This is a genomic window from Nocardioides humilatus (assembly GCF_008373755.1).
GTDB lineage: Bacteria > Actinomycetota > Actinomycetes > Propionibacteriales > Nocardioidaceae > Nocardioides > Nocardioides humilatus.
This window is the reverse complement of record NZ_VUJV01000004.1, coordinates 141749-167634: the sequence shown is the minus strand read 5'-3', so window position 1 is coordinate 167634 and position 25886 is coordinate 141749. Positions and strand designations below refer to the sequence as shown.

Below are 25886 nucleotides of genomic sequence, written 5' to 3'. Positions count from 1 at the left end.
GGGTCCGCTAGTGTTCGCAGGAGTTGTGACCCTCGAGAGGAAGGCTCGTTCGTGGGCTTGAGGCACCCCGAGCGCACGGCAGGACCGTCGCGGCGTTTTCGTCGCGCTACCGTCCTGGCCGGCGTCGTCGTACTCGCGCTGGGCCTGACCGGCTGCTCCGACGAAACCCAGGCAGGCCGTTTCGGCATGCCGGAGATCGTGACGAAGCAGGGTCAGGACAACCTGGACCTTTGGCAGGGCGCTTGGATCGCGGCTCTCGCGACCGGCGCTGTCACCTGGGCTCTGATCCTCGGCGCGGTCTGGTACTTCCGCCGCCGCAGCGACGACGAGGTCCCGGTGCAGACGCGCTACAACCTGCCGGTCGAGATCTTCTACACGATCTTCCCGATCATCATGGTGATCGTGTTCTTCTCGCACACCGTGCGCGTCCAGAACACCATGCTGGAGATCGACCCGCACCCCGACGTGACGGTCAAGGTCGTCGGCCAGAAGTGGCAGTGGACCTTCAACTACCCCGACTCCGTGGACACGCCTGACGGCACCAACGTCTACGTCGCCGGCACCGGTGATGACCGCCCGCTCCTGGTGCTCCCGGTCGACAGCACGATCGAGTTCGACCTCTACAGCCCCGACGTGATCCACGACTTCGGCGTGCCCGCCTTCGCGATGCGCATGGACGTCGTCCCGGGTCGCGACAACAAGTTCCAGGTCACCACGACCGAGACCGGCACCTTCGCCGGCAAATGCTTCGAGCTCTGCGGCGCCTACCACTCGCGCATGCTGTTCGACGTCAAGGTCGTCTCGCAGGCGGACTACGAGGCCTACCTCGCCGAGCTCGCGGCAGATCCCGACCACGTCAGCGAGGCGCCGGTCGTCGGCGGCGCCTACTCCGAAACCCCGGTCCTCGAGGACCTCAACAACACTGAGGGAGAGGACGAGTGACTGCCACCGTCGCCCGCTCCGCGGAGGTGACCGGACGCAAGCCGCTCGGTCAGCAGCTGGTCAGGGTCATGACCACGACCGACCACAAGGTCATCGGCAACCTCTACTTCACGACCGCGCTCCTGTGGTTCATGGCCGGCGGCATCATGGCGCTGCTCATGCGCTCCGAGCTTGCCTACCCGGGCAGCCAGGTCGTCAACGAAGAGACGTTCAACCAGCTCTTCACCATGCACGGCACGATCATGCTGCTGCTCTTCGCGACGCCGCTGTTCTTCGCCTTCGGCAACGCGATCATGCCGCTGCAGATCGGTGCGCCTGATGTGGCGTTCCCGCGGCTCAACATGTTCAGCTACTGGCTCTACCTGTTCGGCGGTCTGACCGCTGCGGCCGGGTTCATCACGCCGTCCGGCGCCGCCTCGTTCGGCTGGTTCGCCTACACGCCGCTGTCGGACTCGATCAACAGCCCCGGCGTCGGTGGCGACCTGTGGATCATGGGCCTGTGGATGGCCGGTCTCGGCACGATCCTGGGTGCGGTCAACTTCATCACCACGATCATCTGCATGCGTGCGCCCGGCATGACCATGTTCCGGATGTCGATGTTCACCTGGACTGTGCTCATCACGAGCCTGCTCGTCCTGATCGCCTTCCCGGTGCTCGCCGGCGCGCTGCTCTCGCTCGAGGCCGACCGTCAGCTCGGCGCCCACGTGTTCGACCCGTCCCACGGCGGCGCGATCCTTTGGCAGCACCTCTTCTGGTTCTTCGGGCACCCCGAGGTCTACATCATCGCGCTGCCGTTCTTCGGCATCATCTCCGAGATCCTGCCGGTCTTCAGCCGCAAGCCGCTGTTCGGCTACATCGGCCTTGTGGGCGCCACGATGGGCATCGCGATCTTGTCGGTGGCCGTGTGGGCGCACCACATGTTCGTCACCGGAGCGGTCAACCTGCCGTTCTTCTCCGGCATGACCTTCCTCATCGCGGTCCCGACCGGCGTGAAGTTCTTCAACTGGATCGGCACCATGTGGGGCGGATCCGTGCGGATGGACACCCCGATGTTGTGGTCGGTCGGCTTCTTGACGACCTTCCTCTTCGGTGGTCTGACGGGGGTCATCCTGGCCAGCCCGCCGCTCGACTTCCACGTGTCCGACTCCTACTTCGTGGTGGCGCACTTCCACTACGTCGTCTTCGGCACCGTGGTGTTCGCGATGTTCGCCGGCTTCTACTTCTGGTGGCCCAAGCTCACGGGTCGGATGCTCGACGAGCGGCTCGGCAAGGTCCACTTCTGGCTGTTGTTCGTCGGCTTCCACACGACCTTCCTCGTCCAGCACTGGCTGGGCATCGAGGGCATGCCGAGGCGCTACGCGGACTACCTGCCGGGTGACGGGTTCACCGCGCTCAACCAGGTGTCGACGATCGGTGCCTTCATCCTGGCCTCCTCGATGCTGCCGTTCTTCTACAACGTGTGGGTGAGCCGCAACTCACCGCTCGTCAACGTCGACGACCCGTGGGGCTGGGGCCGCTCGTTGGAGTGGGCGACCAGCTGCCCGCCGCCGCGTCACAACTTCACCTCGCTGCCGCGGATCCGTTCCGAGTCGCCGGCCTTCGACCTCCACCACCCGGAGATCGCCGCCATCGAGCTCGACACCCAGCCCCAGCCCGCCGCTGTGTCGGGCGCCAAGGAGGATGACGCCTGATGAAGGTCGAAGCCTGGCTCTTCGGCATCACCACCGTCTTCCTGGTGCTGGTGACGCCCGCCTACTGGTTGATCACCGACGCCAGCGACCACGGCGGTGACTGGACCGGCACGTCAGCGCTGGTCATGACCACGCTGCTGGTCGGGATGGTCACGCTCTACCTCGGCCTCCACGCGAAGCGGATGGACGAGCGTCCCGAGGACCGCCTCGACGGCGAGATCGCCGACGGCGCGGGCGAGCTCGGGTTCTTCCCGCCGTACTCCTGGTGGCCGTTCTGGTGCGCCTGCACCCTCGGCATCATCGTGCTGGCCCTGGCCGTCACTGCCTGGTGGATGCTCGTCCTGGGCGCTGCTCTGGGCGTGCTGGCCCTCAGCGGCTGGATCTTCGAGTACTACCGCGGAGAACACGCGCACTGAGTTCGCCTTTGACGTGAAGCGGCGGCGGTCTGGACTCCAGACGGCCGCCGCTTTCGCATTTGGTTGTCCTGAAGACGCGTGATTTAGCCAACGCGCGGGAGTGCGTTTCGCGGTTGGTGGCCGGGTTACCCTCTTGGAGTCGGCAAAAACGCCGCGTCCCGCCCTCTCCGAAGGATCCCGTCGCTCATGCATGCCCTGCCGACCCGCGCCCGCTCCGCGTCTCATCGCGGCCTTGCCGGCCTCGCCGTCACCGCCTTGCTGTTGAGCGGCTGTAGTGCCGCCAAGGACGCCGCAGACGGCGCCATGGGGAAGGCCGGGATCGGCGACGGCGACGAGAGCTCGGACGCGACCACCGCCGCTGCGGTCGACGAGCCGATCATCAAGTCCAACGTGAAGAAGGGCGCCACCGGCGTCCCTGTCGACACCCAGCTCAAGGTGACCGCGACCGACGCAGTCCTGACCAAGGTGACCGTGACCCAGTCGGGCGTCGAGCTGCCCGGCACGCTGGCGACCGACGGCAGCAGCTGGACCGCCGGCGACGGCCTCGAGCCCGGCGTCACCTACCAGGTGAAGTCGACCGCGACCGGCACCTCCGGTGACACCGTGCACGCGACGTCGAGCTTCACGACCCAGGCGCTCTCGCTCGACCAGCAGACCTATCCGTCCGTGGCGCCGCTCGCGGGCGAGACCGTCGGCATCGGCATGCCCGTCATCGTCACCTTCGACGTCCCGGTGACCGACCGGGCGGCCTTCGAGCGTCACCTCCACGTGACCAGTACGCCGGCCCAGCAGGGCACTTGGCACTGGCTCAGCGACACCGAGGTGCACTACCGGCCCAAGACCTACTGGCAGGCCGGCACCGACGTGAGCGTCGATGTTGACATCAACGGCGTCGCTGCCGGCAACGGCATCTACGGCCAGGAGGACCGCGAGGTCGACTTCCACATCGGCGACGCTCACGTCTACAAGGTCAACGCCCAGACCCACCAGATGAAGGTCTACTCCAACGGCGACCTGATCCGCACCATCCCGATCACCACCGGGAAGCCGGGCTTCACGACCCGTTCGGGCGTCAAGGTCATCATCGAGAAGTTCGACGTCAAGCGGATGAACTCCGAGACCGTGGGCATCCCCGCGGGCTCCTCGGAGGCCTACGACATCGACGACGTCCAGTGGGCGATGCGGTTGACCTACTCCGGTGAGTTCATCCACGCCGCGCCCTGGTCGGTCGGCTCCCAGGGCTATGCCAACGTCTCGCACGGCTGCACGGGCATGAGCACCGACAACGCCGGCTGGCTCTACTCCATGTCGAGCCGCGGCGACGTCGTCGAATACACCGGCACCGACCGCCCGATGGAGCCCGACAACGGCTACGGCGACTGGAACATCCCGTGGTCGGAGTACAAGGACGGCTCAGCGCTCTGAGCGCTCCCTAGAACAACGAGAAGGCCCGCTCCCCGATGGGGGAGCGGGCCTTCTACGTGTTGCTAGCGACTCAGTGGTCGTTGCTGGACCCGTGCTTGTTGGGACCGGCTGCGATCTGACCCTCGAGCTCGTGCAGCTCGTGCTCGGCGTGGTGCTGCCCCTCGTGCAGCTCCTCGGCGGTCGGCTTCTGCACGTTGTCGGCGAACATCGCCTCGGAGAGCTTGCCGCGGACCTTGCCGGCCACCTCGGCGAGCTTGCCGCCCGGTGCGGCGACGCCGGCCTCGTCGGCGGTGCCGTTGGGGGTCCAGACCTCGTCGCGGTCACGCGCCGTGAGGACGTAGGCCGAGGTCTCGCTGATGGGCAGGTGCTTCTCGGCGTAGCCACCGTCGGGCGACCGCACGATGACACCGGTCTCGTAGCCGTGCAAGAGCTTGCCCTCGTCGTGACGCTGGAGCGAGATGCACCAACGCCGGGCGATGATGAAGGCAATGACCGGTCCGATGAAGACCGCGGCCCGCATGAAGTACGTGATCTGGTTGATGCTGAGGTGCATCTTGATCGCGATGATGTCGTTGCCGCCCGCGGCCCAGGCGAGACCGTAGAAGGTCACCAGGGCAGCCATGACAGCCGTGCGGGTCGGGGCGTTGCGCGGCCGCTGGAGCAGGTGGTGCTCCCGCTTGTCGCCCGTCACCCACGCCTCGATGAACGGCAACGCGATCAGGACCATGAGCATCAGCGGCGGCATGATCAGGATCGGCAGCATGATGTTCCACGACACCGTGTGACCCCACAGGTGGGTCTCCCACGCGGGGATGATCCGGAGCAGTCCGTCGGGCCAGCCCATGTACCAGTCGGGCTGCGAACCTGCGGTCACCTTCGACGGGTCGTAGGGACCGAACTTCCACACCGGGTTGAGCGTGAACAGACCGCCCAGCAGGGCGACCATGCCGAACACGATGAAGAAGAAGCCGCCGGCCTTGGCCATGTAGATGGGCATCAGCGGCGGACCGACGACGTTGTCCTCGGTCTTGCCGGGCCCAGGCCACTGGGTGTGCTTGTGGTAGACCACCAGGATCAGGTGGGCGGTGATCAGCGCCAGCAGGATGCCTGGGATGAGCAGGATGTGCATCGAGTAGAGCCGCGGGATGACCTGGTCGCCCGGGAACTCGCCTCCGAAGAGGAAGAACGACATGTAGGTGCCGACGACGGGGCTGGCCTTCATGAAGCCGTCCGCCGCTCGCATGCCCGTGCCCGACAGGAGGTCGTCGGGGAGCGAGTAGCCGGTGAAGCCCTCGATCGTGCCGAGCAGCAGCAGGAGGCAGCCGATGATCCAGTTGACCTCGCGCGGCTTGCGGAACGCGCCGGTGAGGAACACGCGCATCAGGTGGATCATCATCGCGCCGATGAAGATCATCGCCGCCCAGTGGTGCATCTGCCGCATGAGCAGACCACCGCGGACGTCGAAGGAGATCTCCAGTGCCGAGGCGAAGGCGCGCGACATGTGCACGCCGCGCAGCGGGTCGTAGGACCCCTGGTATTGCACCTCGGTCATGCTCGGGTCGAAGAACAGGGTGAGGAACACACCGGTGAGGAGCAGTACGACGAAGCTCCACAGCGCGATCTCGCCCAGCATGAAGGACCAGTGGTCCGGGAAGACCTTGCGCAGCGACATGCCCTTCGTCGCCTTCGCGAGACCCAGCCGGTCGTCGGCCCAGTTGGCGACAGCCCCGGCAGCTTTGGCGCTCCGCGTGGGAGAAGCCGGCTCGGTGCCGTTGGTGGTCGCGACCTTGCCCGTGGTGAGGCCGTTGTCAGCGCTCATTGTCAGTCATCCTCCGCAAAGCGGTCGCGGTCGTAGTCACGTTCCCAGTAGCTCGGTCCGACCGGCTCGGTGAAGTCGCTCTGTGCGACCAGGTAGCCCTGGTCGTCGACGGTGATCGGCAGCTGGGGGAGCGGCCGGCCGGCCGGGCCGAACACGACCTTGCCGGAGTCGGCGAGATCGAAGGTCGACTGGTGGCAGGGGCAGAGCAGGTGGTGCGTGGTGCGCTCGTTGAGCGAGATCGGGCAACCCACGTGGGTGCAGATCTTGGAGTAGGCGACGATCCCGTTGACGTCCCAGTCCTCGCGGCCCTTGCCCGGCTTGATGTCGGCGGGGTCCATGCGGAGCAGGATCAGCGACGCCTTGCTCTTGTTGATCTGCAGGTTGACGCCCTCGACCTCCTCCAGCTCCACCGAGTAGCGCTCGGGGTTGAAGAGCACCTCGGGCTGCGCGTTGACGAGGTCACCGGTCTCGAGGTCGGAGGCGAGGATCGGGGTGCCGATCGCGTCACGCGAGATCCGCATCAGGGGTACGGTGACGGTCACCTCCTTGCCGTCGACGACCTTCTTGATCTTCTGGCCGCCGCGGCCCCAGATGGTGTGCTCGAGCTTGTCACCCGGCAGCGTGCCGAGGTCGCGGAGCATGACCACTGCGGGCACGCCCAGCAGGGCGAGCGCGCCGAGCGCGGAGTTGCGGATCAGCGGGCGGCGGGCGATGCCGGTCTCCTCGAAGCCCATCTTGAGGTCGTTGAGGGCCCGCTGGCGGTCCTCCTCCTCGGAGTAGGCCGGGTGACGCATCTCGACGATCTCGTGGTCGCCCATGAGCTTGCGCGCCCAGTGGGTGATCGCGACGCCGATGAACAGCAGTGAGAGACCCAGGGTGCCGCCGAGAGCCACGGTCGAGCCGCCGACGTTGAGGACGTCGAAGACGCTCCAGTTGTCGCCGACGTCCAAGGTGAAGTAGGAGACCGCGAAGAGGACCGTGAAGATCGCGGACAGGCCGAACAGTGCGGCGACCTGGATCTCGGCCCGCTTCTCCTTCTGCGGGTCGACGTCGGTCGGCCGCGGCAGGTGGGCCGGCAGACCGGGGTTGGCGATCGGCTCGTCGGGGACGCCGTTGCCCCCGTGGCCGTGACCGTGGTCGCCGGCCGGCTCGATGGTGTTGTCGTCGGTCACGCGTCGGCCCCGTCCTTCTTCTCCGTCGTGCGCGTCGTCTGCGCGGCGCCCCAGATCGCGAAGCCGACCAGGCCTCCGATCCCGATGAGCCACGCGATCATGCCCTCGCTCACGGGCCCGAGGCTGCCCAGCGTGAAACCGCCGTAGTTGGGCTGCTCGTTGAGCGTGTCGAGGTAGGCGATGACCGCCTTCTTGTCGTCCGGCGGGATGTTGCCGTCGGAGAACGTGTCCATGGACTGTGGGCCGGTGAGCATGGCCTCGTAGATGTGCTTCGGGTCGACGCCACGGATGTTCGGGGCGAAGCCGCCGCGCGGCATGGCGCCGCCGGAGCCCTCGAAGTTGTGGCACGCGGTGCAGTTGGCCAGGAAGATCTGGCCACCCCGCGTGACGTAGTCGTCGTACTCCTCCTCGGACAGGGTGTCCGGGTCGTACAGCTCGGCGTCGGGCACCGAGGGACCGGTGCCGAGGCTCGCGACGTAGGCGGCGAGGGCATCGATCTCGTCGTCGGTGTAGACGACCTCCTTGCGCGGCACCTGGACGCCGGGCTGGGCCATCGGCATGCGGCCGGTGCCGACCTGGAAGTCGACGGCGGCCGCGCCGACGTCGGTCAGGGCCGGGCCGTACTGCGAGCCGTCCTGGGTGAGGACGCCCTCACCGTTCTGGCCGTGGCAGAAGGCACACCCGACGAGGAAGAGCTCGCGGCCCTCCTTGACGAGGTCCTCCTGGCTCTGGGTCGAGTCGGCCTGGGCCGGCGCGAACGCGGCGTAGAGACCGCCGGTCATCAGCAGCCCGAGCAGAAGCACGGCGAGGCCGGCGAGCGGTCCGCGACGGTGCCGCGAGAGGCGGCCGGCGGAGCGGTTCAGGAGGCGCACATTCAGTCCTTGCTTATCCGGAGCGGGACGGGTCACTTGACCAGGTAGATCGTGGCGAACAGACCGATCCACACCACGTCGACGAAGTGCCAGTAGTAGGACACGACGATCGCGCTGACGGCCTGCTCGTGGGTGAAGCGCTTGGCCAGGTAGGTGCGACCGAGAACGAACAGGAACGCGATGAGACCGCCGGTCACGTGGATGCCGTGGAAGCCGGTGGTCAGGTAGAACATCGTGCCGTAGCCGTCGTGCGGGATGGTGACGCCCTCGTGCACGAGCTCGGCGTATTCGAGCGCCTGTCCGCCGATGAAGATCGCGCCCATGATGTAGGTGACGATGAACCACTCACGCAGGCCCCAGCCCTTGGCGTTGAGCAGCGAGCCCGTGCGCCCGACCTGACCGCGCTCGGCGGCGAAGACGCCGAGCTGGCAGGTGAACGACGACAGCACCAGGATCGTGGTGTTGATCGACGCGAAGGGCACGTTGAGCAGGTCGGTGTTGGCCGCCCACATGTCCTCGCTGACCGAGCGAATCGTGAAGTACGACGCGAACAGTGCCGCGAAGAACATCAGCTCGCTGGACAGCCAGATGATCGTGCCGACGGCGACCATGCTGGGTCGGTCGTGCTGGCCGTGCAGGCGGGAGGCCGGAAGGGATGCCGTTGCTGTGGTCGCCACGGGGTCATTATGTCGATACCGGGGCCCGACGTCTCCCCGACCCCCTGGAATCGGACGGGGCGTCTTGATGACCTACCGTCAGGGCGTGGACCCCCTCTCCTGGGCGACGCTCTTCACCGAATGGCAGCTCGCACCGCTTCCCCTCGTGGTGACGGTGTGGTCGGTGGGCCTCTACGCGCTCGGAGTGCGCGCTCTGCAGCGCCGCGGCGACCGGTGGCCGGTGGGCCGTTCGATCGCCTGGGGAGTCGGGATGGCGGCGTTCTACCTCGCCACTTCCTCCGGCCTGGCGGCCTACGACACCACGCTCCTGAGCGTGCACATGGCCCAGCACATGGTGCTGTCGATGATCGTGCCGCTCTCGCTCGCGCTCGGCGCGCCGGTGACCCTCGCGCTGCGCACCCTGCCGAAACGGCCGCGCGCGTGGCTGCTCGCCGTACTCCACTCGCGGGTGGCCAAGGTGCTGTCCTTCCCGCCGCTCGCGTTCGGGCTCTACGTGCTGTCGCCGTGGGCGCTCTACTTCACCGGTTGGTACGACGCCTCGCTCGCGCACCCTTACGTGCACGAGATGATGCACGTGCACCTGGTCGCGGTCGGGTCACTCTTCTTCTTGCCGATCGTGGGCATCGATCCGCTGCCCGGGCGGGTCGGGCACCCGTTCCGGGTGCTCCTCACCGTGCTCACGCTGCCGTTCCACGCCTTCTTGGGCGTCACGATCCTCGGGCAGACCGCGCTCCTGGGTGGCGACCACTACCGCGCGCTGCGCGAGCAGGCGGGATACGGGTGGCTTCCGGACATCCGCGCCGACCAGGAGCTCGCCGGCGGCATCCTGTGGGGCGCGGGTGACCTCGTGGGGCTCGTGTTCTTCGTGGTCCTCTTCGTGCAGTGGGTCCGAGCCTCGATGAAGGAGGCCGAGCGCGAAGATCGGCGGCTCGATCTGCTCGAACGACAGGGCGGTGGTTGAGGTGCGAGCGCAGCGAGCCTCGAAACCCCGAGTAGGCTGCGCGCGTGACCGACTCCAAGGCACTCAAGGTCCTCGTCTACAGCGACGACGTGCACACCCGCGAGCAGGTGATCCTGGCGCTGGGCCGCCGGCCCCACCCTGACCTGCCCGAGGTGGAGTACGTCGAGGTGGCGACCGAGCCGGTGGTGATCCAGAACATGGACGCCGGCCACATCGACCTCGCGATCCTCGACGGCGAGGCCGTCCCGGCCGGCGGCATGGGCATCGCCAAGCAGCTCAAGGACGAGATTTTCCGCTGCCCGCCGCTCCTGGTGCTCACCGGGCGTCCTCAGGACGCCTGGCTCGCGACCTGGTCGCGCGCCGACGCCGCGGTGTCGCACCCGATCGACCCGCTGCAGCTCGCCGACGCCGTCGTCGCGCTGCTCCGCTCCCGCGTCCCTGCCTGAGCCCGTGGCCGCTCACAGCTGGGCCGAGGTCCTCAGCGCGCTCGTCGCCGGGTCGGAGGCCACCTCCGACCAGATCCGCTGGGCGATGGGGGAGATCCTCGCCGGACAGGCGACCGACGCCCAGGTCGCCGGCTTCGCCGTCGCGCTGCGCGCCAAGGGCGAGACGGTCGATGAGGTCACCGGCCTGGTCGACGCGATGTACGGCGCCGCGACCCCGCTCTCCGTCCCCGGCCGCCTGCTCGACGTCGTCGGCACCGGCGGTGACCGCTCGATGTCGGTCAACATCTCGACGATGGCCTCGATCGTGGCGGCCGGCGCCGGTGCCAAGGTCGTCAAGCACGGCAACGTGTCGGCGAGCTCCCAGTCGGGCTCGGCCGACGTGCTGCGTGCGCTCGGTATCCGGCTCGACCTGACCGCCGCCGAGGTGGCCGCAGTCGTCGAGAAGGCCGGCATCACCTTCTGCTTCGCCAAGACCTTCCACCCGGCACTCCGCTTCGCAGGCCCGGCGCGCAGCGAGCTCGGCATCGGCACCACCTTCAACATGCTCGGTCCGCTGACCAACCCGGCTCACGCCCAGGCGCGCGCCGTCGGGTGCGCCGACTCGCGGGTCGCGCCTGTCATGGCCGGGGTCCTCGCTGCCCGGGGGATCGACGCGTGGGTCTTCCGCGGCGACGACGGCCTCGACGAGCTCACGACCACCACGACGTCGGCCGTGTGGGTCGCCCGTGGTGGCGAGGTGACCACGGCCTCGGTCGACCCCGGCGCCTTCGGCATCGCGCTCGTCGACCGGGAGGCGCTGCGGGGCGGCGACGCCGACCACAACGCCGAGGTGGTCCGTCGGCTGCTGGCCGGCGAGACCGGGGCAGTGCGCGACGCCGTCGTCCTCAACGCGGGAGCGGCGCTGGCGGTCTACGACGCCCCTGACGCCGACCTCCACGAGGCGCTGGCCGCCGGCATCACCCGGGCTGCTGAGGCGATCGACTCCGGTGCCGCACTGGCGACGCTCGACCGCTGGGTCGCTGCTGCTTCGGTCTAGATCGGTGGCCTAGGCCAGGTCGAGCACGAAACCGTCGCCCTCGCGGCGGAAGCCGATCTCGCCGTAGTAGGGCGCCACGATCTCCGGCGACGTGCGCACCCGGTGGTAGCCGCGGCCGCGCAGCAGGTCGCTGCGCCGCCACACGAACTCGCCCGGCGTGAAGTCGCGGTAGCGCGGTGTCACGTAGTCGAGGCGGATCTGGGCCGTGACTCCGTCGCGCTCGATGACGACGACCCCGACCGTCTCGTCGCCCTTCACCACGACGAACGCCTCCTGCCCGGCCACCGCGCGACCGGGGAACGTCGGCTGGTGCTCCCGGATGTCGTCGGCGTGGGTGTCGAGCACGTGGTGGAGGTACTGGTCGTCCAGACCCACCTCGATGACGCCGAAGCTGCCGGCGTCATGGCGCTGGCGGCGCAGCTGCACGATGAACCACAGGTTGATCCCGCTCGTCACGACGTTGAGGGCCACCATCGGCCACACCGCGATGATCACGTTGAACGCGATGAGCACCGCGCCGGCGACCAGGTTGAGCGTGCGAAACCGCAGCACCCGCCGCTGGAGCAGGGAGTAGACGAGGAGAGCGCTCCCGCCCCAGCCGAGCGCATCGATCCAGTCCACGCGCCCGATGCTAGGGCCAATCCGGCGGGGGACTAGTACCAAGGAACTAGGACGTCTGCCTTACCGCCGGTGCCGCTGGGTGCCCCGCAAGTTTTACTCTCACGGCGGGAGGGGGCTCGGAGGAGGGACTCTGTGGCCGACCCCTCCCTGACGTGGGGACCATCGGAGGGGAATTTCTCGTGACACCGCATCGGCTTGTGCTGCCCGTGCTCTCGGCGCTCGTCGGAAGCTCGCTGACCCTGTTAACGCCGCCGGCTCCGGCCTCGGCCGCGCCGGACCCGACTGCTTCGCTCGGCCTGCCGGCGGGAGTCACCGCCGCCGTCGCCGGCAGCGGGGCCGTCTCGACGCGTCCGTTCGACGACTTCCCGTCGGAGGGCAGCAGCTACTACGTGCTCTCGACCGGCCAGGCCGGCGCGGCCTTCCCGGTCGCACCCGACCCCGACGCCCAGCTCAGCACCGACCTGGGGGACGACGGGGTCGCCGACACCTCGAAGCTGACATTGACGGTCGCGCAGTCGACAGGTGCGGGTTGCCTCTTCATCGACTTCGCGCTCGGTACCGAAGAGCCGGTGCACAAGTACACCTACTCGACCGGAAACCCTGGCGACAACATCACCATCACCCAGCGGTCCGAGGCCACCCTTCCGGTCGTCCCGCAGTATGCGATGAACGTCGGTTGGGGCTACTTCGCTCAGGCCACACGGCCGGCCGCGCCCAAGCCGTACGCCGTCAACGCCGTCGACTACTGGCACCACCCTGGTGACACGCTCGACCCGGCACCCGGGACCGCTGAGACGCCGTGGCTCGAGGAGGTGACCGCCCTCAACAGCGTCACCACTCGCGACACGGCACGCGTGCCGCTCAACTACGTCAGCGGCAGCACGACCATCGACATCTCGATCGCCGACTTCAACAATGGCGACCTCGACTCGGTGGCCCTGCTCGACCGCGTCCGCCTCGGCAACACCTGCGCGGCCGGCACCGGTGTCGAGCCCAACCCGGTCCACGGCGGCGGCGTCATCGCCGGCATCCGGGGCATCGGCAACGCGTTGGTCTACGACCCGATCCCGTCCACCGACGCCATCGAGCGCTACGACGACCCGGGCAACGGTTGGCGCTCGCCTTCAGGCGTCCCGGTCGAGCTGCGGTTCCGCTGGTACCGGACCTACGAGAGCAACTCCTTCGAAGGCGACATGTCGAAGTGGGAGGCGATCCCGGACGCGGACCGCCAGGCCTACGTGCCGACCGCCGTCGACTACGGGAAAGCACTGATCTGCCTCGTCACCGGCGTCGTCGACGGCCGGCGCTACGAGACGTTCCCGTCGACCGGTGAGGCCGATACCTGGTACGTGACCTCGAAGATCGCCCTCGGCGCGTTCGTCGAGGGCGAGGCGCCCACGATCACCGGACCGGACGGCGGCGCCGCGACCGGTGACGTGCTGACGGCCCAGATCGGCCACGTCGTCCCGCGCGAGGACACCTGGCTGTGGAAGTGGTACGCCAACGGCGCCCGGATCAACGGCGCGGCCAACCAGACCCTGACGCTCTCGGCCGCGGAGGCCGGCAAGACCATCACGGTGGAGGCGAGCGCTCGCCGTATCAACTTCGCGGACCGTGCGTGGCTCAGCGCGCCGTACGGCCCGATCCAGCTGCAGCAGTGGACGGACACCGACACCCCGACGATCGTCGTCGACGGTGGCGCTGAGTACGGCAAGACCCTGGTCGCCGACCCGGGTGACGGCTGGAGCCCGACCCCCGATCGCTACAGCTATCAGTGGAAGCGCAACGGCAGCGTGATCGCCAACGCGACCTACGCCAACTACACGATCAAGGCCGAGGACGTCGGCTCGCAGATCACGGTCCTGGTGACCGGCTCGAAGGCCGGCTATGAGCCCGTGCCGCAGGAGAGCGCTGCGGTCAGCGTGCTCGGCGCGACCATGCCGGGCGCGACGCCGGTCGTCACCGGGACGCCGCAGGTCGGTCAACGGCTCACCGGCTCCGTGGCCGACTGGGATCCAGTCGGTTCCACCCTGACCTACCAGTGGTACGCCGGCGACGTCCTCATCCAGGACGGCTCGACCTCGCTGACAGTGCCGGCCTCGGCCCTGGGGCAGCCCATCGTCTTGAAGGTGACCGGGCGCAGGTCGGGCTACTCGCAGAAGACGATGTCGAGCATCCCGACGGCCGCCGTCGTCCCGGGCGTGCTCACGACCGCCGTGCCGCGCATCTCGGGCACAGCGAAGGTCGGGCAGACCCTGGTCGGTTCGGCCGGCTACTGGGGACCGACCGGCGTGACCGTGGGCTACCGCTGGAAGGTCGGCCGGAACCTCGTGTCGGGCGCGAAGGGCAAGCGGCAGACGTTCGTCGTGCCGGCGACCGCGCGGGGCAAGCGGATCACGCTGGTCGTGACCGGGCGCCTCGACGGCTTCGACACGCAGAAGCGCTCCAGCACGCCGACCGCCAAGGTCGTGCGCTGATCTGAGCTTCGGCCCTCTCGGGCTCCCTCGGTCTCAGTCGAGGCCGAGGGAGAAGGCCGACTCGAGGTCGTGGCGCGAGTAGGCGCGGTAGGCGATGTGGGTCTCGGTGTCGACCACGCCGGGGACCTTGTTGAGCTGGTCGGCGACCACCGCGGCGATCTCGTCGTGCTGGCGCACCCGGACGAGCGCGATCAGGTCGATCTGGCCGGTCACGGAGTAGACCTCGGTGACGCCGTCGAGCGCTGCGATCGCCTCCGCGACCTCGGGGATCCGGGCGACGTCTGCCTTCACGAAGACGATGGCGGTGATCATGGCCCAAGACTAAGCGCAGGGGTGGGGGACGGCGGCCACGGCCGACCGGCACCGCGGACCGGGCAGGTCCACTCACCTTCGACCTCGACGAGCCGGATGCCGGGCAGCTCGAGCCAGCGCAGCACCTTCTCGGACTCCTCGGCCGTCGCCGCCGGGATCGGGCCGACGCTCGGCACGACGGTCTCGGCGGACGCGCGCAGCTGGTCGACGTAGTCGCGGGCGTCGGCGCCGCTGGGGATGATCCCGGCGGCCGCGAGGCGACCGTGTCGGACCACGTGGACCGACCAGCGGCCGTCCTCCTCGCGGCGGGTGGCGATCACCTCCGGGCACCGGGTGAGCGAAGTGAGTCGCTGGGTGCGGGCGGCAGCACGCACGAAGGACGCGAGCCGGTCGCGCTGGACGCCGGCCTCCTCGAACCGCTCCTGGTCGGCGAGGGCCGTCATCTTCTCGTTGACGAGCTCGACCACGTCGTCGGGATGACGCAGCAGCGCGTCGCGCAGTTGTCGTACGACGGCGGCGTAGGTGTCGGCGTCGACGCTGCCGTCGCACGGGGAGAGGCACCGGCCGAGCTCGGCGAGCACGCACGAGGCGCGCGACGGCTGCCGACCGAACTTGTCGTTGCACTGCCGGATCGGGAACGTCTCGTGGAGGGCCGCGAGGCAGCTCTCCGCGGACCCGCGCGAGGAGAACGGTCCGAGGTAGTCTGCGTCGTCGTCGAGCACCTTCTTGACCATCGACAGCCGCGGCCAGGGCTCGCGGGTGAGCTTGATGAAGGTGACCTTCTCCGGGTAGCGCGAACGGCGGTTGTAGCTCGGCTTGTGCTCGGCGATCAGGCGCAGCTCACGGACCTCGGCCTCCAGGGGTGTCGCGCACTCGATCCCGGTGACCGAGGTCGCGATCTGGACCATCTCGCCGATCCTGGACCGGGTCTCTGAGGCGGTGAAGTAGGAGCGGACCCGTTTGCGCAGATCCTTCGAGGTGCCGATGTAGAGCACGCGGGACCGCTCGTCGCAGAAGAGGTAGACGCCGGGCGCGTGGGGGAGCCGGTCGGCGAGGTGGCGCTTGCGTCGCTGGGCAGCGGCGACCTTGGAGGAATAGGTCTGCAGCTCCTCGAGGGTGTGGACACCGAGGCTGCCCAGCCGCTCCATGCACCCGTGGAGGACGTCGACGGTGGCTCGGGCGTCGGCGAGCGCGCGGTGGTTGGGGGTGGTGCCGGACCGGAAGACGCGCGCCAGCGAGGAGAGCTTGTGGTTGGGCGACTCGTCCTTGGTGACGACCCGGCGAGCCAGCTTGACCGTGTCGACCACCTCGAAGTCGGGCCACGGGATCTCCTGCTCGCGGGCGAAGTGACGCAGGAAGCCGACATCGAAGCCGGCATTGTGGGCGACCAGCACGGAGCCCCGCGCGAACTCCAGGAAGGAGGGCAGCGCGGAAGTGATCGGCGGGGCGTCGACCACCATGCCGTTGGTGATGCCGGTCAGCACCGCGATGAAGGCCGGGATCGAGGTGTGCGGGTTGACCAAGGTCTGGAACTCGCCGAGGACCTCGCCGCCGCGGACCTTGACCGCGCCGATCTCGGTGATCATGTCGCCGTCGCCGGGGGAGCCCCCGGTCGTCTCGAGGTCGACCACGCAGAACGTCACGTCACGCAGCGGGCGACCGAGCTCGTCGAAGCTCCGCTGCTCCTCCCAGCGACTGCGGACGGGGGCGGTGGTCATGTCGCCGACGGTAGGACGGACCCCCGACAGAAGAGGGGAGGCGCGGCGCTAGGAGGCTGCGCGCTCAGCGACGCCCTGGTAGGTCCGCAGCATCCCGGCCCACGCGTCGGGACCCTCGAAGGTCTTCTGCATCTGGGCCGCGTCGGCGCCGTAGGCCTCGAGGTCACGGTGCACGAGCTCGACGAGGGTGCGTCCGTCCTCGGTCGGTGTGAAGGACACGTCGAGATGGGTGACGAGGTCGGCGTGGTAGGTCCAGTCGGCACCCACCTGCCAGGTGACCGTGAAGCCCCGGGGTGCGTCCCAAGCGGTGACCACGCCCGTCTCGGTCTCCTCGCCACCCTCGTGCTGGGCATACCAACGACCGCCCACGAACGGCTCGATGACGATCTCCTTGAGCGGCGTCTCGCCGATGTGGTGGCTCGCCGGCCACCACGACAGCATCTCGGCGGTGAAGACCTCGAAGCAGCGTTGCTGCTCCAGGCCCACCGAGACGCTGACGCGCACCGGGCTGATGGTCTGCTGTTGCTGGGTCATCGGTCCTTCTCCTTGTCCGCCTGGTTGTCGGCGTGCTGGGTCTCGGCGTGCTGGGCGAACGCGTCCATGGCCGTCTGCCAGAAGCGCTCGAGGTAGGCGCGGAGCGGGGCGAGCCCGTCCGGGTCCACCCGGTAGACCCGACGGGTCCCCTCCTGGCGGTCCACCACGAGTCCGGCCCCCTTCAGCACCTTGAGGTGCTGGGAGACGGCCGGTCGGCTGACCGGCAGCAGCGCGGCGAGCTCTCCCACCGGCTGCGGGCCCTCGAGCAGCAGGTCGAGGATCGCCTGCCGTGTCGGGTCGCCCAGCACCGTGAGCAGCGTCGTTGCGTTCGTCGTCACTTACCGTAAGTTACGACTAACGATTCGGTATGTCAACCGTCGGCCGCAACGCTCGACCTGTTGTGTCGGAGGGTGGTGTCACCGTCCTGGCATGACAACGACGATCGACTGCGGCACCTGCTTGGTGCGCGGGCTGGCGTGCCACGACTGTGTGGTCACCGTGCTGCTCGGGCCGCCTCCGGAGCTGACCATCGACGACGAGGAGCTGCGCGCGCTCGACGTGCTGGCTGCGGAGGGCCTGGTGCCTCGCCTGCGGCTGGTGCAGCCCGTCGACGGACCTCAGGTCGAGTCCGCTTAGTTTCGAGGCTCGCTTCGCTCGCACCTCAACCAACGGGGTTCCTGTTACGCGTGTGACGTAGGCGTCACTGATTGTCACGGAAACACGGCGTGCCGGGGTTTGGCGGGGCTTCAGAAGCCGTCTAACCTACTTGCTCAGGTGTTCGTGGAAGTGGGCCGACCCGGTCCGCGCGGACATCGCGTCGAGTTCGGTGCCACCTGAGCGATCAGGGGGCACCGGAGCCGGGGACCCAACCACTCTGGGGTGAATCCCGTGCAAGGCGCGGCCGGTGGGAAATGCGGCTGCGAGGAGCACGGGTAGGGCAAGTCGTGCCCGAATCCGTCAGCTCACCCGGTAGGCGTACGACACCAGAGGGGACCGCCAGCACGTGCTGAACGGCCGCACACGCTTCACCACCGCGCTGAGCGCGCTCGCACTGACCGGCACCGTCTGCCTCACGGTCAACACCTCTTCTCCCGCCAGCGCGGAGCCCGACATCGACGATGTCCGCGCCCGCGTCGACAGCCTCTTCGAAGAGGCCGAGCACGCGCAGGAGCGCTACAACGACGCCAAGGTCGAGCTCGACGAGCTCAACGAGGAGCTCGCCTCCCTGCAGTCCGACGAGGTCCGCCAGGGTGACCAGGTCGCCCGCGTGCGTTCCGACGTCCGCGACTCGGTGATCCGCCAGTTCCAGAGCCAGAGCCTGAGCCCCGCCGCCCAGCTCATCAACGCCGACGAGGACGCCTTCCTCAACAGCCTCTCGACGCTGACGACCGTCAGCGACCTGCAGGAGTCCCTGCTCTCCGACTACAACGACGAGCTCAAGGCCTACGCCATCCGTCGTAAGGAGACGGCCGACCGCCGCAACCAGGTCGCCGATCTCGAGGAGGAGCTGAAGGACGAGAAGGAGACCGTCGAGGAGAAGTACAACGAGGCCAAGGACCTCCTGGGCGACCTCGAGGCCAAGGAGCGCGAGGCGATCCTGTCCCGCGGTGGCGACATCCGCGCCGAGGACATCAGCGTGTCGGCCTCCGGCCGGGCCGCTGCGGCCGTCCAGTACGCCATGGCCCAGGTCGGCGACGCCTACGTCTACGGCGCGGCGGGCCCCAGCGCCTACGACTGCTCGGGCCTCACGATGATGGCCTGGGCCCAGGCCGGCGTCTCGCTCCCGCACTCCTCCAGCGCTCAATACGGCATGGGTCCGCACATCGCCGAGAGCGCACTCCAGCCCGGCGACCTCGTCTTCTACTACAGCCCGATCAGCCACGTCGGCATGTACATCGGCAACGGCATGATCGTCCATGCGGCCAACCCCGGCGCCGGCGTCCTCGTGAGCCCGCTGCACTACATGCCGTACGTCGGTGCGGTCCGCCCTGGCTGAGGTCCCCTCCGTCCGTCGACCCGTCCGTCGCGCAGTCCGTCGATGGGCCGCCACGGTCTCGGCGGGGCTGCTGGCTGCTGCCCTGATCTCGGGCTGCGGCGGCGACGAGCCCTACGTCGCGCCAACGCAGGTCCCCTCGACCGACGACCTCCAGCCCGCGGCCGCGGCGACGACGCTCGACGCGCTCCAGCGCGCGCTGCGGCGCGATGACGCCGACGCGGCGTCGGCGCTGGGCGCCGACGACCAGATGAGCGCGCTCCTCGGCTCCATCGTCGAGAGCACGACCGCTGCCGGGCTCGACGACGTGACCCTGCGCTACATCACCGAGAACGGCCAGGTCTCGCCCGACGGCGCGTGGACCGCCACTGTCGCGGCGACCTGGCGGGTGGGTGGCTTCGAGGAGCGCGCCGCCCACGCCGACGTGGCGTTCGCCTTCGCCGACGACGGCAAGCGGATCGCCCACATCGGTGGCGGCGCCGACGTGACGCCGGTGTGGCTCGGCGGCACGACCGACGTACGCCGTACGGACGACGTGGTGGTGATCGCCGCGACCGGGACCTTGCCGGTCGCATCGGTTCTCGCCGAGGCCCAGGAGGCCCTGGTGGTCGCCCGCCGGGTGCTGGGCGCCCGGGCCGACCGGCTCGTGGTCGAGGTCCCGTCGTCGGCGGCCGCCATGGACGCCGCCCTGGGCATCGATCGCGGCTCCTACGCCGGGGTCGCCGCCATCACGACGGGCGCCGACGGCTCGACCGTCCCTGGACGCCCTGTCCACGTCTTCCTCAACCCCGAGGTCTACGGCGACCTCGAGCCGGTGCCCGCCCAGGTCGTCATGAGCCACGAGGCCGTGCACGCGCTCACCGACGCTCCGGCGAGCGGAGCGGAGGCGTGGCTGCTGGAGGGGTTCGCCGACTACGTCGCGCTCCGCGACGTCGACCTGCCGCGCTCGCGGACCGCTGGGCAGATCGCCGAGCAGGTCCGCCGCGACGGCGTGCCCGACACCCTCCCGACCCGTGCTGACCTCGACAGCCAGGCACCGCACGTCGGGGCGGCCTACGAGGCCGCGTGGCTGGTCTGCGTGACCCTGGCGGAGCACTTCGGGGAGGATGCTCTGGTGAGGTTCTACGACGCGGCGCTCGGCGGCGCCGACCTCGAACGCACGCTGCGCGGGCAGCTCGGTTGGACCATCGCCGACCTCACCGCTGCCTGGCAGGACGAGCTCATCTCGATCTCGACCGTCGGAGGCTGAGGTGCAGCGGAAGGTCGCCCTCGTGACCACGCTCGTGGGCCTGGGCGCCTTCGTGATCCTCGCCGTCTGGCTCGTCCCCTGGCACCCGGTGCCCGGCGGCACCCCCGACCCGGTCGCTGCCGACTCGGTCTTCTCGGCCGAGCAGGTCGCGCGCGGCGAGCACTACGCCCGGTGGGCGCGCACCTGGAGCTGGAGCGCGCTCGTCGTCTCCCTCGCGGTGGCGTGCTGGCTCGGGTTCGGCGCCCGCGGACGCCGCCTCGTCGAGCGGCTGAAGGGCCCCTGGTGGGCGAGAGTCGTCACGGTCGTGGCCGCGCTGGCCGTCATCGGCCGCCTGGCGACCCTCCCGTTCTCGATCGCCTACCGCAAGCTGCAGCTCGACGCCGGTCTGAGCACAGGCTCCTGGGAGGCGTGGGCGTTCGACGTCGTCAAGACCGAGCTCGTCGGCATCGTCACCACCGCGATCGCGTTGTTGGTGCTGCTCGCCATCGCGCGGCGGTGGCAGCGCGCCTGGACCGCGGTCGCCGGGGGCGTGCTCGCTGCGCTCGTCGTCGCAGCCTCGTTCGTCTACCCCCTCGTGGTCGAGCCGCTCTTCAACTCGTTCACGCCGCTCGAGGCCGGACCGCTGCGCTCCGACATCCTCCAGCTCGCCGACGACGAGGGGGTCGAGGTCGACGACGTGCTGGTTGCCGACGCCTCACGCCGTACGACGACGCTCAACGCCTACGTCTCCGGCTTCGGAGGCACCCGCCGGGTGGTCGTCTACGACAACCTCGTCGACGACCTGTCCGAGCGTGAGGCGCTCTCCGTGGTGGCCCACGAGCTCGGGCACGCCCGCCACGACGACGTGCTGGTCGGTACGGCGCTCGGAGCCGCTGGCGCCCTCGTGGGAGTCGGGCTCCTGGGCCTGCTGATGGGCTACGCCGAGCGGCGCGGGCGTCCTGGGGTGGGTGAGGTCGGGGCGGTCCCGATGATCCTGGCGCTCGCGGCCCTCGCGACTGTCCTGTCGAGCCCGGTGCAGAACGGCATCAGCCGGCAGGTGGAGACCCGGGCCGACGTCGACGCGCTGGAGGCGACCCACGCGCCGCAGCCGTTCATCGCCCTCCAGCGCCAGCTGGCGCTCACCTCGCTCGCCGACCCGACGCCGCCGGCGTGGTCGCAGTGGTGGTTCGGCTCGCACCCGACGGTGCTCGAGCGGATCGCCATCGCCGAGCAGCTCGCCGACCGGGGCTAGGCCGCCGCCCGACAAAAATTGCCGAGGGCCGCACGCGGAAGCGTGCGGCCCTCGGTCGGTCGTGCGTCAGATCAGATCTGGCCCGCGACGGAGTTGAAGAGGTCGTTGAGCGCGGTGCCGAAGACAGCGGCGCCGACGGCCATGACGACCGCGATCAGGGCGACCAGGAGGCCGTACTCAACGGCGGACGCGCCCCGCTCCTCGTCGCGGTGGGCGTTGAGCAGGATCTGCAGGTACTGGATCATCGGAGTTTCTCCCTCAGGTTTGTCACTTGTGTCCCCGGGGCGATTCCCCCGATGAGGAGTACTCTTCCCGGTTTCCGGCCCTGGGGGATCGGGACTTCGTCTGGTCCGTGATGGTCCGGATTGACTAGGTGTCGACGCCGGCAGGTACCGGGCCGGCCGGGACCTGTGCCCGGCGATGTGGCGAAGGTGGAAATGGCGAAGGCCGCACGTCTGTGAGACGTGCGGCCGGTGCTGCCGATGGTGCGGTGCTGGCGTCAGAAGACGTTGGCGTAGAGCTCGGAGACCTGCAGCCCGAACAACGTGATCCCGGCGATGATCACCAGGACCACCGCGGAGATGAGGATGCCGTACTCGACTGCGGAGCCGCCCACCTCGTCGCGCACGTGCAGGCGCCGCGTGCGCCTGAGCAGGTTCGGTTTGTGCATGAGCTGGCCTCGGAGTTCGTCGTTAGAGTTGGAGCCTCTATGGACGAAGGCCGCACGCCCGTTGCGGACGTGCGGCCTTCGCCATGGTGTCGTGAGTCAGATCAGATCTGGCCGGCGACGGAGTTGAAGAGGTCGTTGAGCGCGGTGCCGAAGACAGCGGCGCCGACGGCCATGACGACCGCGATCAGGGCGACCAGGAGACCGTACTCAACGGCCGAGGCGCCCCGCTCCTCGTCGCGGTGGGCGTTGAGCAGGATCTGCAGGTACTGGATCATCGGAGTTCTCCCTCAAGTTTGTTTCTTGTGTCCCCGGGGTGATTTCCCCCGATGACAAGAATCTTGCCGGGAGTGGGCATGCCTGCGGATCGGGAGTTCGTCTCGATGCCGGTAGTCCCTTGTGACTACCTGTGCGGCACCGGTCTGCGGGGCTCCTCGTCGCGGGTCAGCGAGCCGACGGCTGGACCGTCGAGAGCAGCCCGATACGCATCGCGGTCACCAGGGCCTGGGCACGGTTGGCGGCGCCCAGCTTCTGATAGATCCGCGCGATGTGCGACTTGGTCGTCGACTCCGACAGGTAGAGCTTGGCCCCGATCGAAGCGGCGTTGAGGCCCTCGGCCAGCAGCAGGAGCACGTCATGCTCGCGCTCCGTCAGCGACGTCAGCTCGCCCGAGCGCCGACGCATCATCGCGCCGACGAGCCCGGCGCAGACGAAGGCTTTCGGAGAGACGGCCGCGTGTCGCGCGGCCTTGATGACCTCGGTCGCAGGGGCGTCCTTGCCGACGAAGCCGGATGCGCCGGCCTGCATGGCCGCGAAGATCTGGTCGTCGCCGGAGTGCATCGTCAAGACGATGAGGCCGACCGTGTCGCTCTGCTTGCGGATCGTGCGCACGATGTCGAGGCCGGTGCCGTCCTGCAGCTGGAGGTCGGCGACGACGACCATCGGCTTGAGCCGGTCGTAGGCGGTGATCGCCTCGGCGACGCTGCCGGCCGTGCCGACGACGGTCATGTCGGGCTCGAGGTCGAGCACCGCCCCCAGTCCACTCCGGATCAGCTCGTGGTCGTCGACCAGCAGGACCGAGATGTGGTCGCTCATCGTGTCTCCTTCGTCAGGGTGCGTTCCGGGGGATGGACCGGGCCACCGGGGGCGCGGAGGGTGACCGAGACCGTGAGCCCGCGACTGGCATTGTCGCGCACTGTGAGCTGGGCGCCGATCAGTTTCGCGCGTTCTCGCATGATCTTTAGGCCGTGGGAGTCCGAACGACCGCCCTGGAGGCCAACACCGTCGTCCGCGACGATGATCCGCGCGTCGGGGGCGTAGACCTGGCACCGCACGTCGATGGCGGTCGCCCGCGCATGCTTGACGGCGTTGTTCATCGCCTCCTGGGCGATGCGGAAGAGCTCTGCCTCGACCTCGGGACGCAGCCGGGCGGGCTGCTCGTCGAGCCGGACCCGGATCGGGATGCCCGAGGCCTCCGACAGGTGTCGGGCCACCGCGCTGATGGCGGCGCCGAGGCTCTCGTTCTCGCCGATGCTGGTGCGCAGGTTCATGACCGACCGTCGCACCTCGGCGACGACCTTCGTCACGCGCTCGCGCAGCATGGCGAACTGCTTGGCCTGCTGCTCGTCGGCGGGCCGGGCGGCCAGCGCATCGACGAGGTAGCCGAGCGAGGCGATGTCCTGGGCGACGCCGTCGTGCATCTCACGCGCGAGCCGCTGCCGCTCGTCGGCAGTGGCCACGTCGCGGAAGTGGGTGAAGAGCAGCGCGGTGTCGAACTTGACCGTGCTGGGCGCGAGCGCCGAGGCCAGGTCCTCGAACGGCGGATCGGGCGGAGTCTTCTCCGTGCCCGGACGGAGGCCGGCGATGACGGCCGCGTCGCCCGCCGCGAAGGCGAAGCCCTGGCCCGCCGTGACCGGTTCGGCGCGCGCCCAGGCGTCGGTCGCGAGTTTCTCGCACGCGTCGTTGTCGGCGGGGTCGAGCTCGCTGCTCGACGCGATGGGCGTCAGTACGTCGCCCCGGGGGACGTAGAGGGCGAGCGCCCGGGTGGGCACCAGGTCGCCGACGACGCCGAGCATCTCGCCACCGATCGCCGCGACATCGAGCCCCGAGCTGAGGTCGCCGGAGAGGTCGATGAGCTGCTTGAGCAGGTGCTGCGCATCTCGGTACGGCGCCAACCGGTCGCGTGCGACGAGGTCGTTGTAGAAGGTCGTGCTCGCGACCAGGCTCAGGCCGACGCCCGCCATCGACCAGGTGAAGATCGATACGCCCCACTCAGTCCAGTGGCTGTCGGGTCCCCGCTGGTACCACATCAGGCCGATGCTCACCACGGCCACGAGCTGGCAGGCGACGGTGCGGACCATGGTCCGCAGACCAGCGGTCGCCGTCGCGTAGAGCGGCGGGACGGCGAGCGCCGCGAGGATCGCGGGGGAGGGCTCCATGGCCAACGCGCAGATCACGCCGACCGCCGCCGCCTCCCACGCGGGGGTCAGGGTGAGCTCCAGCTCTCGGCGCGTCATCGTGACCACCTGGTAGAGCCACAAGATGGCCAGGACCAGGAGCGCGACCAATGCGCCCTCGTCGCGGAACCAGAGCGCCGGTGCACCGATCGCGAGCAGGGCGAACAGCCGCGCCGCTGTCACGACCGCGAACGACGGCGCGGACCACGTGGACTTCCCGGTGGGCATTGCTCCCTTTGATGGTGCGGTGGCTCAGGTGAACTGCTTGACCACGCTGATGATCGCAGGTCCGAGCACGACCGTCATCAGACACGGCAGGACACACAGGATCAACGGGACCATGATCTTCACCGGCACCTGCTGCGCGCGCTTCTCCGCGTGCTGGCGGCGCTTGATCCGCATCTCGCCCGACTGGACCCTCAGGACCTGGGCGATCGAGATGCCGAACGAGTCCGCCTGGACCATTGCGCCGACGAAGGTCTGCAGGTCGTCGACGTTGGTGCGCTCCGACAGTGCGCGGAGCGAGTCGGCGCGGCCCTTGCCGAGCTGCATCTCGCGCAGCACGCGGGAGAACTCCTCGGCGAGCGGGCCACCGGTGTTGCGGGCGACCTGCTGGAGGGCGGCGTCGAACCCGAGGCCGGCCTCCACGCTGATCGTCAGCAGGTCGACGGCGTCGGCCAGCGTCCGGCGGATCTCCTCGGCGCGCTCGTAGGCCTTTTGGTAGAGGTACATGTCGGGCGCCATGAAGCCGACGCCCACCCCGAGGGCGCCCAGGCCGAGGTAGACCAGCGGCCCGGCCGAGATCAGCGCGGCGTAGGCGATCCCGCAGAAGCCCAGGACGACGGCGGCCATCACCTTGAGCGACACGATCCGGTCGACGGACATGTCACGCGGGTTGCCGGCGAGGTCGAGCTTGTGACGGATCCGCTCCGCCTTGTCGGCACCCGTTAGGCGCCGACCGAGGTTGAGGGCGCGCTCCTGGAGCGGCTCGAGGACCCGGTCGGCGAAGGGGAGCTCAAGCTCTTCCTTGAGGTCGGCGGGGTTGAGCGACATGTTCTCGAGGGTCGCGATGGAGCGCTCCAGGCCGGACGGCGCGTGAGTCTTGGTCAGCGCCATGCTCAGCAGCACGATCGCCGATCCGAACAGCACGACTGCGAGGAAAAGGAACATC

27 protein-coding genes and 1 riboswitch are annotated in these 25886 nt (G+C 69.1%); of the genes, 12 read left to right on the top strand and 15 right to left on the bottom strand.

Annotated elements, in window-relative coordinates; all coding sequences use genetic code 11:
* The first annotated feature begins 51 nt into the window (after positions 1-51).
* From ctaC to F0U44_RS15275, 4 genes are all read left to right on the top strand, one after another.
* A complete protein-coding gene (gene ctaC, locus F0U44_RS15290) occupies positions 52-942 on the top strand; it encodes an aa3-type cytochrome oxidase subunit II (RefSeq protein ID WP_246160507.1) in 891 nt (296 codons plus the stop codon).
* A complete protein-coding gene (gene ctaD, locus F0U44_RS15285) occupies positions 939-2633 on the top strand; it encodes an aa3-type cytochrome oxidase subunit I (RefSeq protein WP_246160506.1) in 1695 nt (564 codons plus the stop codon). Before ctaC ends, ctaD begins: the two co-directional genes overlap by 4 nt.
* A complete protein-coding gene (locus F0U44_RS15280; protein ID WP_149729210.1) occupies positions 2633-3049 on the top strand; it encodes a cytochrome c oxidase subunit 4 in 417 nt (138 codons plus the stop codon). The genes ctaD and F0U44_RS15280 overlap by 1 nt, the downstream gene beginning before the upstream one ends.
* 186 nt (positions 3050-3235) lie before the next feature.
* Positions 3236-4474 (top strand): L,D-transpeptidase, encoded by a 1239-nt coding sequence (locus F0U44_RS15275; protein ID WP_149729209.1) that lies wholly within the window; start codon positions 3236-3238, stop codon positions 4472-4474.
* A 70-nt stretch (positions 4475-4544) separates the two neighbouring features.
* Here F0U44_RS15275 and qcrB read toward each other — a convergent pair whose 3' ends face one another.
* Genes qcrB through ctaE form a run of 4 tightly spaced genes read right to left on the bottom strand, consistent with a single transcriptional unit; the run spans position 4545 to position 9014 of the window.
* Complete coding sequence (qcrB, locus tag F0U44_RS15270) at positions 4545-6293, bottom strand: cytochrome bc1 complex cytochrome b subunit (protein WP_149729208.1); 1749 nt, start codon at positions 6291-6293, stop codon at positions 4545-4547.
* A 2-nt stretch (positions 6294-6295) separates the two neighbouring features.
* Positions 6296-7447, bottom strand: a complete 1152-nt coding sequence (gene qcrA / locus F0U44_RS15265; protein ID WP_149729237.1) for a cytochrome bc1 complex Rieske iron-sulfur subunit — start codon at positions 7445-7447, stop codon at positions 6296-6298.
* A 14-nt stretch (positions 7448-7461) separates the two neighbouring features.
* Complete coding sequence (gene qcrC, locus F0U44_RS15260; RefSeq protein ID WP_246160505.1) at positions 7462-8337, bottom strand: cytochrome bc1 complex diheme cytochrome c subunit; 876 nt, start codon at positions 8335-8337, stop codon at positions 7462-7464.
* A 32-nt stretch (positions 8338-8369) separates the two neighbouring features.
* Complete coding sequence (gene ctaE, locus F0U44_RS15255; RefSeq protein ID WP_149729207.1) at positions 8370-9014, bottom strand: aa3-type cytochrome oxidase subunit III; 645 nt, start codon at positions 9012-9014, stop codon at positions 8370-8372.
* 85 nt (positions 9015-9099) lie between these two features.
* On the opposite strand from ctaE, the gene F0U44_RS15250 reads away from it, so the two are divergent.
* The 3 genes from F0U44_RS15250 to trpD are packed head-to-tail and all read left to right on the top strand — an operon-like array spanning position 9100 to position 11457.
* Positions 9100-9975 carry a cytochrome c oxidase assembly protein gene (locus F0U44_RS15250; RefSeq protein WP_246160504.1) on the top strand — a complete coding sequence of 292 codons (876 nt, stop codon included), beginning with the start codon at positions 9100-9102 and terminating at the stop codon, positions 9973-9975.
* Positions 9976-10019: 44 nt separating this feature from the next.
* Positions 10020-10421, top strand: coding sequence for an Rv3143 family two-component system response regulator (locus tag F0U44_RS15245; protein ID WP_149729205.1), 402 nt, complete (start codon positions 10020-10022; stop codon positions 10419-10421).
* 4 nt (positions 10422-10425) lie between these two features.
* On the top strand, positions 10426-11457 hold the full coding sequence (gene trpD / locus F0U44_RS15240; protein WP_149729204.1) for an anthranilate phosphoribosyltransferase: 1032 nt from the start codon (positions 10426-10428) through the stop codon (positions 11455-11457).
* Between the two features lie 9 nt (positions 11458-11466).
* On the opposite strand, the gene F0U44_RS15235 is transcribed toward trpD, so the two are convergent.
* Complete coding sequence (locus F0U44_RS15235) at positions 11467-12078, bottom strand: YgjV family protein (RefSeq protein WP_149729203.1); 612 nt, start codon at positions 12076-12078, stop codon at positions 11467-11469.
* A gap of 179 nt (positions 12079-12257) precedes the next feature.
* Between F0U44_RS15235 and F0U44_RS15230 the strand changes: the two genes are divergently transcribed.
* Complete coding sequence (locus F0U44_RS15230) at positions 12258-14555, top strand: hypothetical protein (RefSeq protein WP_149729202.1); 2298 nt, start codon at positions 12258-12260, stop codon at positions 14553-14555.
* A gap of 33 nt (positions 14556-14588) precedes the next feature.
* Here the strand turns inward: F0U44_RS15230 and F0U44_RS15225 are convergent, their stop codons facing one another.
* The 4 genes from F0U44_RS15225 to F0U44_RS15210 are packed head-to-tail and all read right to left on the bottom strand — an operon-like array spanning position 14589 to position 17457.
* A complete protein-coding gene (locus F0U44_RS15225; protein WP_149729201.1) occupies positions 14589-14867 on the bottom strand; it encodes an Lrp/AsnC family transcriptional regulator in 279 nt (92 codons plus the stop codon).
* On the bottom strand, positions 14864-16585 hold the full coding sequence (locus F0U44_RS15220; RefSeq protein WP_149729200.1) for a DEDD exonuclease domain-containing protein: 1722 nt from the start codon (positions 16583-16585) through the stop codon (positions 14864-14866). Before F0U44_RS15220 ends, F0U44_RS15225 begins: the two co-directional genes overlap by 4 nt.
* Positions 16586-16633: 48 nt before the next feature.
* Positions 16634-17119, bottom strand: a complete 486-nt coding sequence (locus F0U44_RS15215) for an SRPBCC domain-containing protein (protein WP_149729199.1) — start codon at positions 17117-17119, stop codon at positions 16634-16636.
* Entirely contained in the window at positions 17116-17457 is a 342-nt protein-coding gene (locus tag F0U44_RS15210) for an ArsR/SmtB family transcription factor (RefSeq protein ID WP_223163709.1), read from the bottom strand. The genes F0U44_RS15215 and F0U44_RS15210 overlap by 4 nt, the downstream gene beginning before the upstream one ends.
* A gap of 91 nt (positions 17458-17548) precedes the next feature.
* Here F0U44_RS15210 and F0U44_RS15205 point away from each other — a divergent pair, with 91 nt between their 5' ends.
* The 4 genes from F0U44_RS15205 to F0U44_RS15190 all read left to right on the top strand — a co-directional run bounded on the left by F0U44_RS15205 (position 17549) and on the right by F0U44_RS15190 (position 21592).
* A complete protein-coding gene (locus F0U44_RS15205) occupies positions 17549-17755 on the top strand; it encodes a hypothetical protein (protein ID WP_149729198.1) in 207 nt (68 codons plus the stop codon).
* Positions 17756-17939: 184 nt separating this feature from the next.
* Positions 17940-18110, top strand: a riboswitch (cyclic di-AMP (ydaO/yuaA leader).
* A 12-nt stretch (positions 18111-18122) separates the two neighbouring features.
* Positions 18123-19115: a C40 family peptidase gene (locus F0U44_RS15200; protein ID WP_149729197.1), complete on the top strand. Its 993-nt coding sequence runs from the start codon at positions 18123-18125 to the stop codon at positions 19113-19115.
* The gene (locus tag F0U44_RS15195; RefSeq protein WP_149729196.1) at positions 19096-20361 is read left to right on the top strand and encodes a hypothetical protein; all 1266 of its coding nucleotides are present in this window, start codon (positions 19096-19098) and stop codon (positions 20359-20361) included. The genes F0U44_RS15200 and F0U44_RS15195 overlap by 20 nt, the downstream gene beginning before the upstream one ends.
* Before the next feature lies 1 nt (position 20362).
* Positions 20363-21592 carry a M48 family metallopeptidase gene (locus F0U44_RS15190; protein WP_149729195.1) on the top strand — a complete coding sequence of 410 codons (1230 nt, stop codon included), beginning with the start codon at positions 20363-20365 and terminating at the stop codon, positions 21590-21592.
* 71 nt (positions 21593-21663) lie between these two features.
* Here F0U44_RS15190 and F0U44_RS15185 read toward each other — a convergent pair whose 3' ends face one another.
* The 6 genes from F0U44_RS15185 to F0U44_RS15160 all read right to left on the bottom strand — a co-directional run bounded on the left by F0U44_RS15185 (position 21664) and on the right by F0U44_RS15160 (position 25885).
* Entirely contained in the window at positions 21664-21837 is a 174-nt protein-coding gene (locus tag F0U44_RS15185; RefSeq protein ID WP_149729193.1) for a Flp family type IVb pilin, read from the bottom strand.
* Positions 21838-22091: 254 nt separating this feature from the next.
* Complete coding sequence (locus F0U44_RS15180) at positions 22092-22262, bottom strand: Flp family type IVb pilin (RefSeq protein ID WP_149729194.1); 171 nt, start codon at positions 22260-22262, stop codon at positions 22092-22094.
* Positions 22263-22363: 101 nt separating this feature from the next.
* A complete protein-coding gene (locus tag F0U44_RS15175; RefSeq protein WP_149729193.1) occupies positions 22364-22537 on the bottom strand; it encodes a Flp family type IVb pilin in 174 nt (57 codons plus the stop codon).
* Positions 22538-22703: 166 nt separating this feature from the next.
* Positions 22704-23354 (bottom strand): response regulator transcription factor, encoded by a 651-nt coding sequence (locus F0U44_RS15170; RefSeq protein ID WP_149729192.1) that lies wholly within the window; start codon positions 23352-23354, stop codon positions 22704-22706.
* Complete coding sequence (locus F0U44_RS15165) at positions 23351-24943, bottom strand: sensor histidine kinase (RefSeq protein WP_149729191.1); 1593 nt, start codon at positions 24941-24943, stop codon at positions 23351-23353. Before F0U44_RS15165 ends, F0U44_RS15170 begins: the two co-directional genes overlap by 4 nt.
* Positions 24944-24967: 24 nt before the next feature.
* The gene (locus tag F0U44_RS15160) at positions 24968-25885 is read right to left on the bottom strand and encodes a type II secretion system F family protein (RefSeq protein ID WP_149729190.1); all 918 of its coding nucleotides are present in this window, start codon (positions 25883-25885) and stop codon (positions 24968-24970) included.
* Position 25886 lies beyond the last annotated feature (1 nt).

Excerpts from the sequence above, each read along its gene's own strand:
- F0U44_RS15280 (WP_149729210.1), top strand. The coding sequence starts at position 2,633 with ATGAAGGTCGAAGCCTGGCTCTTCGGCATCACCACCGTCTTCCTGGTG.
- F0U44_RS15275 (WP_149729209.1), top strand. The coding sequence starts at position 3,236 with ATGCATGCCCTGCCGACCCGCGCCCGCTCCGCGTCTCATCGCGGCCTT.
- qcrB (WP_149729208.1), bottom strand. The coding sequence starts at position 6,293 with ATGAGCGCTGACAACGGCCTCACCACGGGCAAGGTCGCGACCACCAAC.
- F0U44_RS15225 (WP_149729201.1), bottom strand. The coding sequence starts at position 14,867 with ATGATCACCGCCATCGTCTTCGTGAAGGCAGACGTCGCCCGGATCCCC.
- F0U44_RS15220 (WP_149729200.1), bottom strand. The coding sequence starts at position 16,585 with ATGACCACCGCCCCCGTCCGCAGTCGCTGGGAGGAGCAGCGGAGCTTC.
- F0U44_RS15215 (WP_149729199.1), bottom strand. The coding sequence starts at position 17,119 with ATGACCCAGCAACAGCAGACCATCAGCCCGGTGCGCGTCAGCGTCTCG.
- F0U44_RS15205 (WP_149729198.1), top strand. The coding sequence starts at position 17,549 with ATGACAACGACGATCGACTGCGGCACCTGCTTGGTGCGCGGGCTGGCG.
- F0U44_RS15185 (WP_149729193.1), bottom strand. The coding sequence starts at position 21,837 with ATGATCCAGTACCTGCAGATCCTGCTCAACGCCCACCGCGACGAGGAG.
- F0U44_RS15180 (WP_149729194.1), bottom strand. The coding sequence starts at position 22,262 with ATGCACAAACCGAACCTGCTCAGGCGCACGCGGCGCCTGCACGTGCGC.
- F0U44_RS15175 (WP_149729193.1), bottom strand. The coding sequence starts at position 22,537 with ATGATCCAGTACCTGCAGATCCTGCTCAACGCCCACCGCGACGAGGAG.
- F0U44_RS15170 (WP_149729192.1), bottom strand. The coding sequence starts at position 23,354 with ATGAGCGACCACATCTCGGTCCTGCTGGTCGACGACCACGAGCTGATC.
- F0U44_RS15165 (WP_149729191.1), bottom strand. The coding sequence starts at position 24,943 with ATGCCCACCGGGAAGTCCACGTGGTCCGCGCCGTCGTTCGCGGTCGTG.
- F0U44_RS15160 (WP_149729190.1), bottom strand. The coding sequence starts at position 25,885 with ATGTTCCTTTTCCTCGCAGTCGTGCTGTTCGGATCGGCGATCGTGCTG.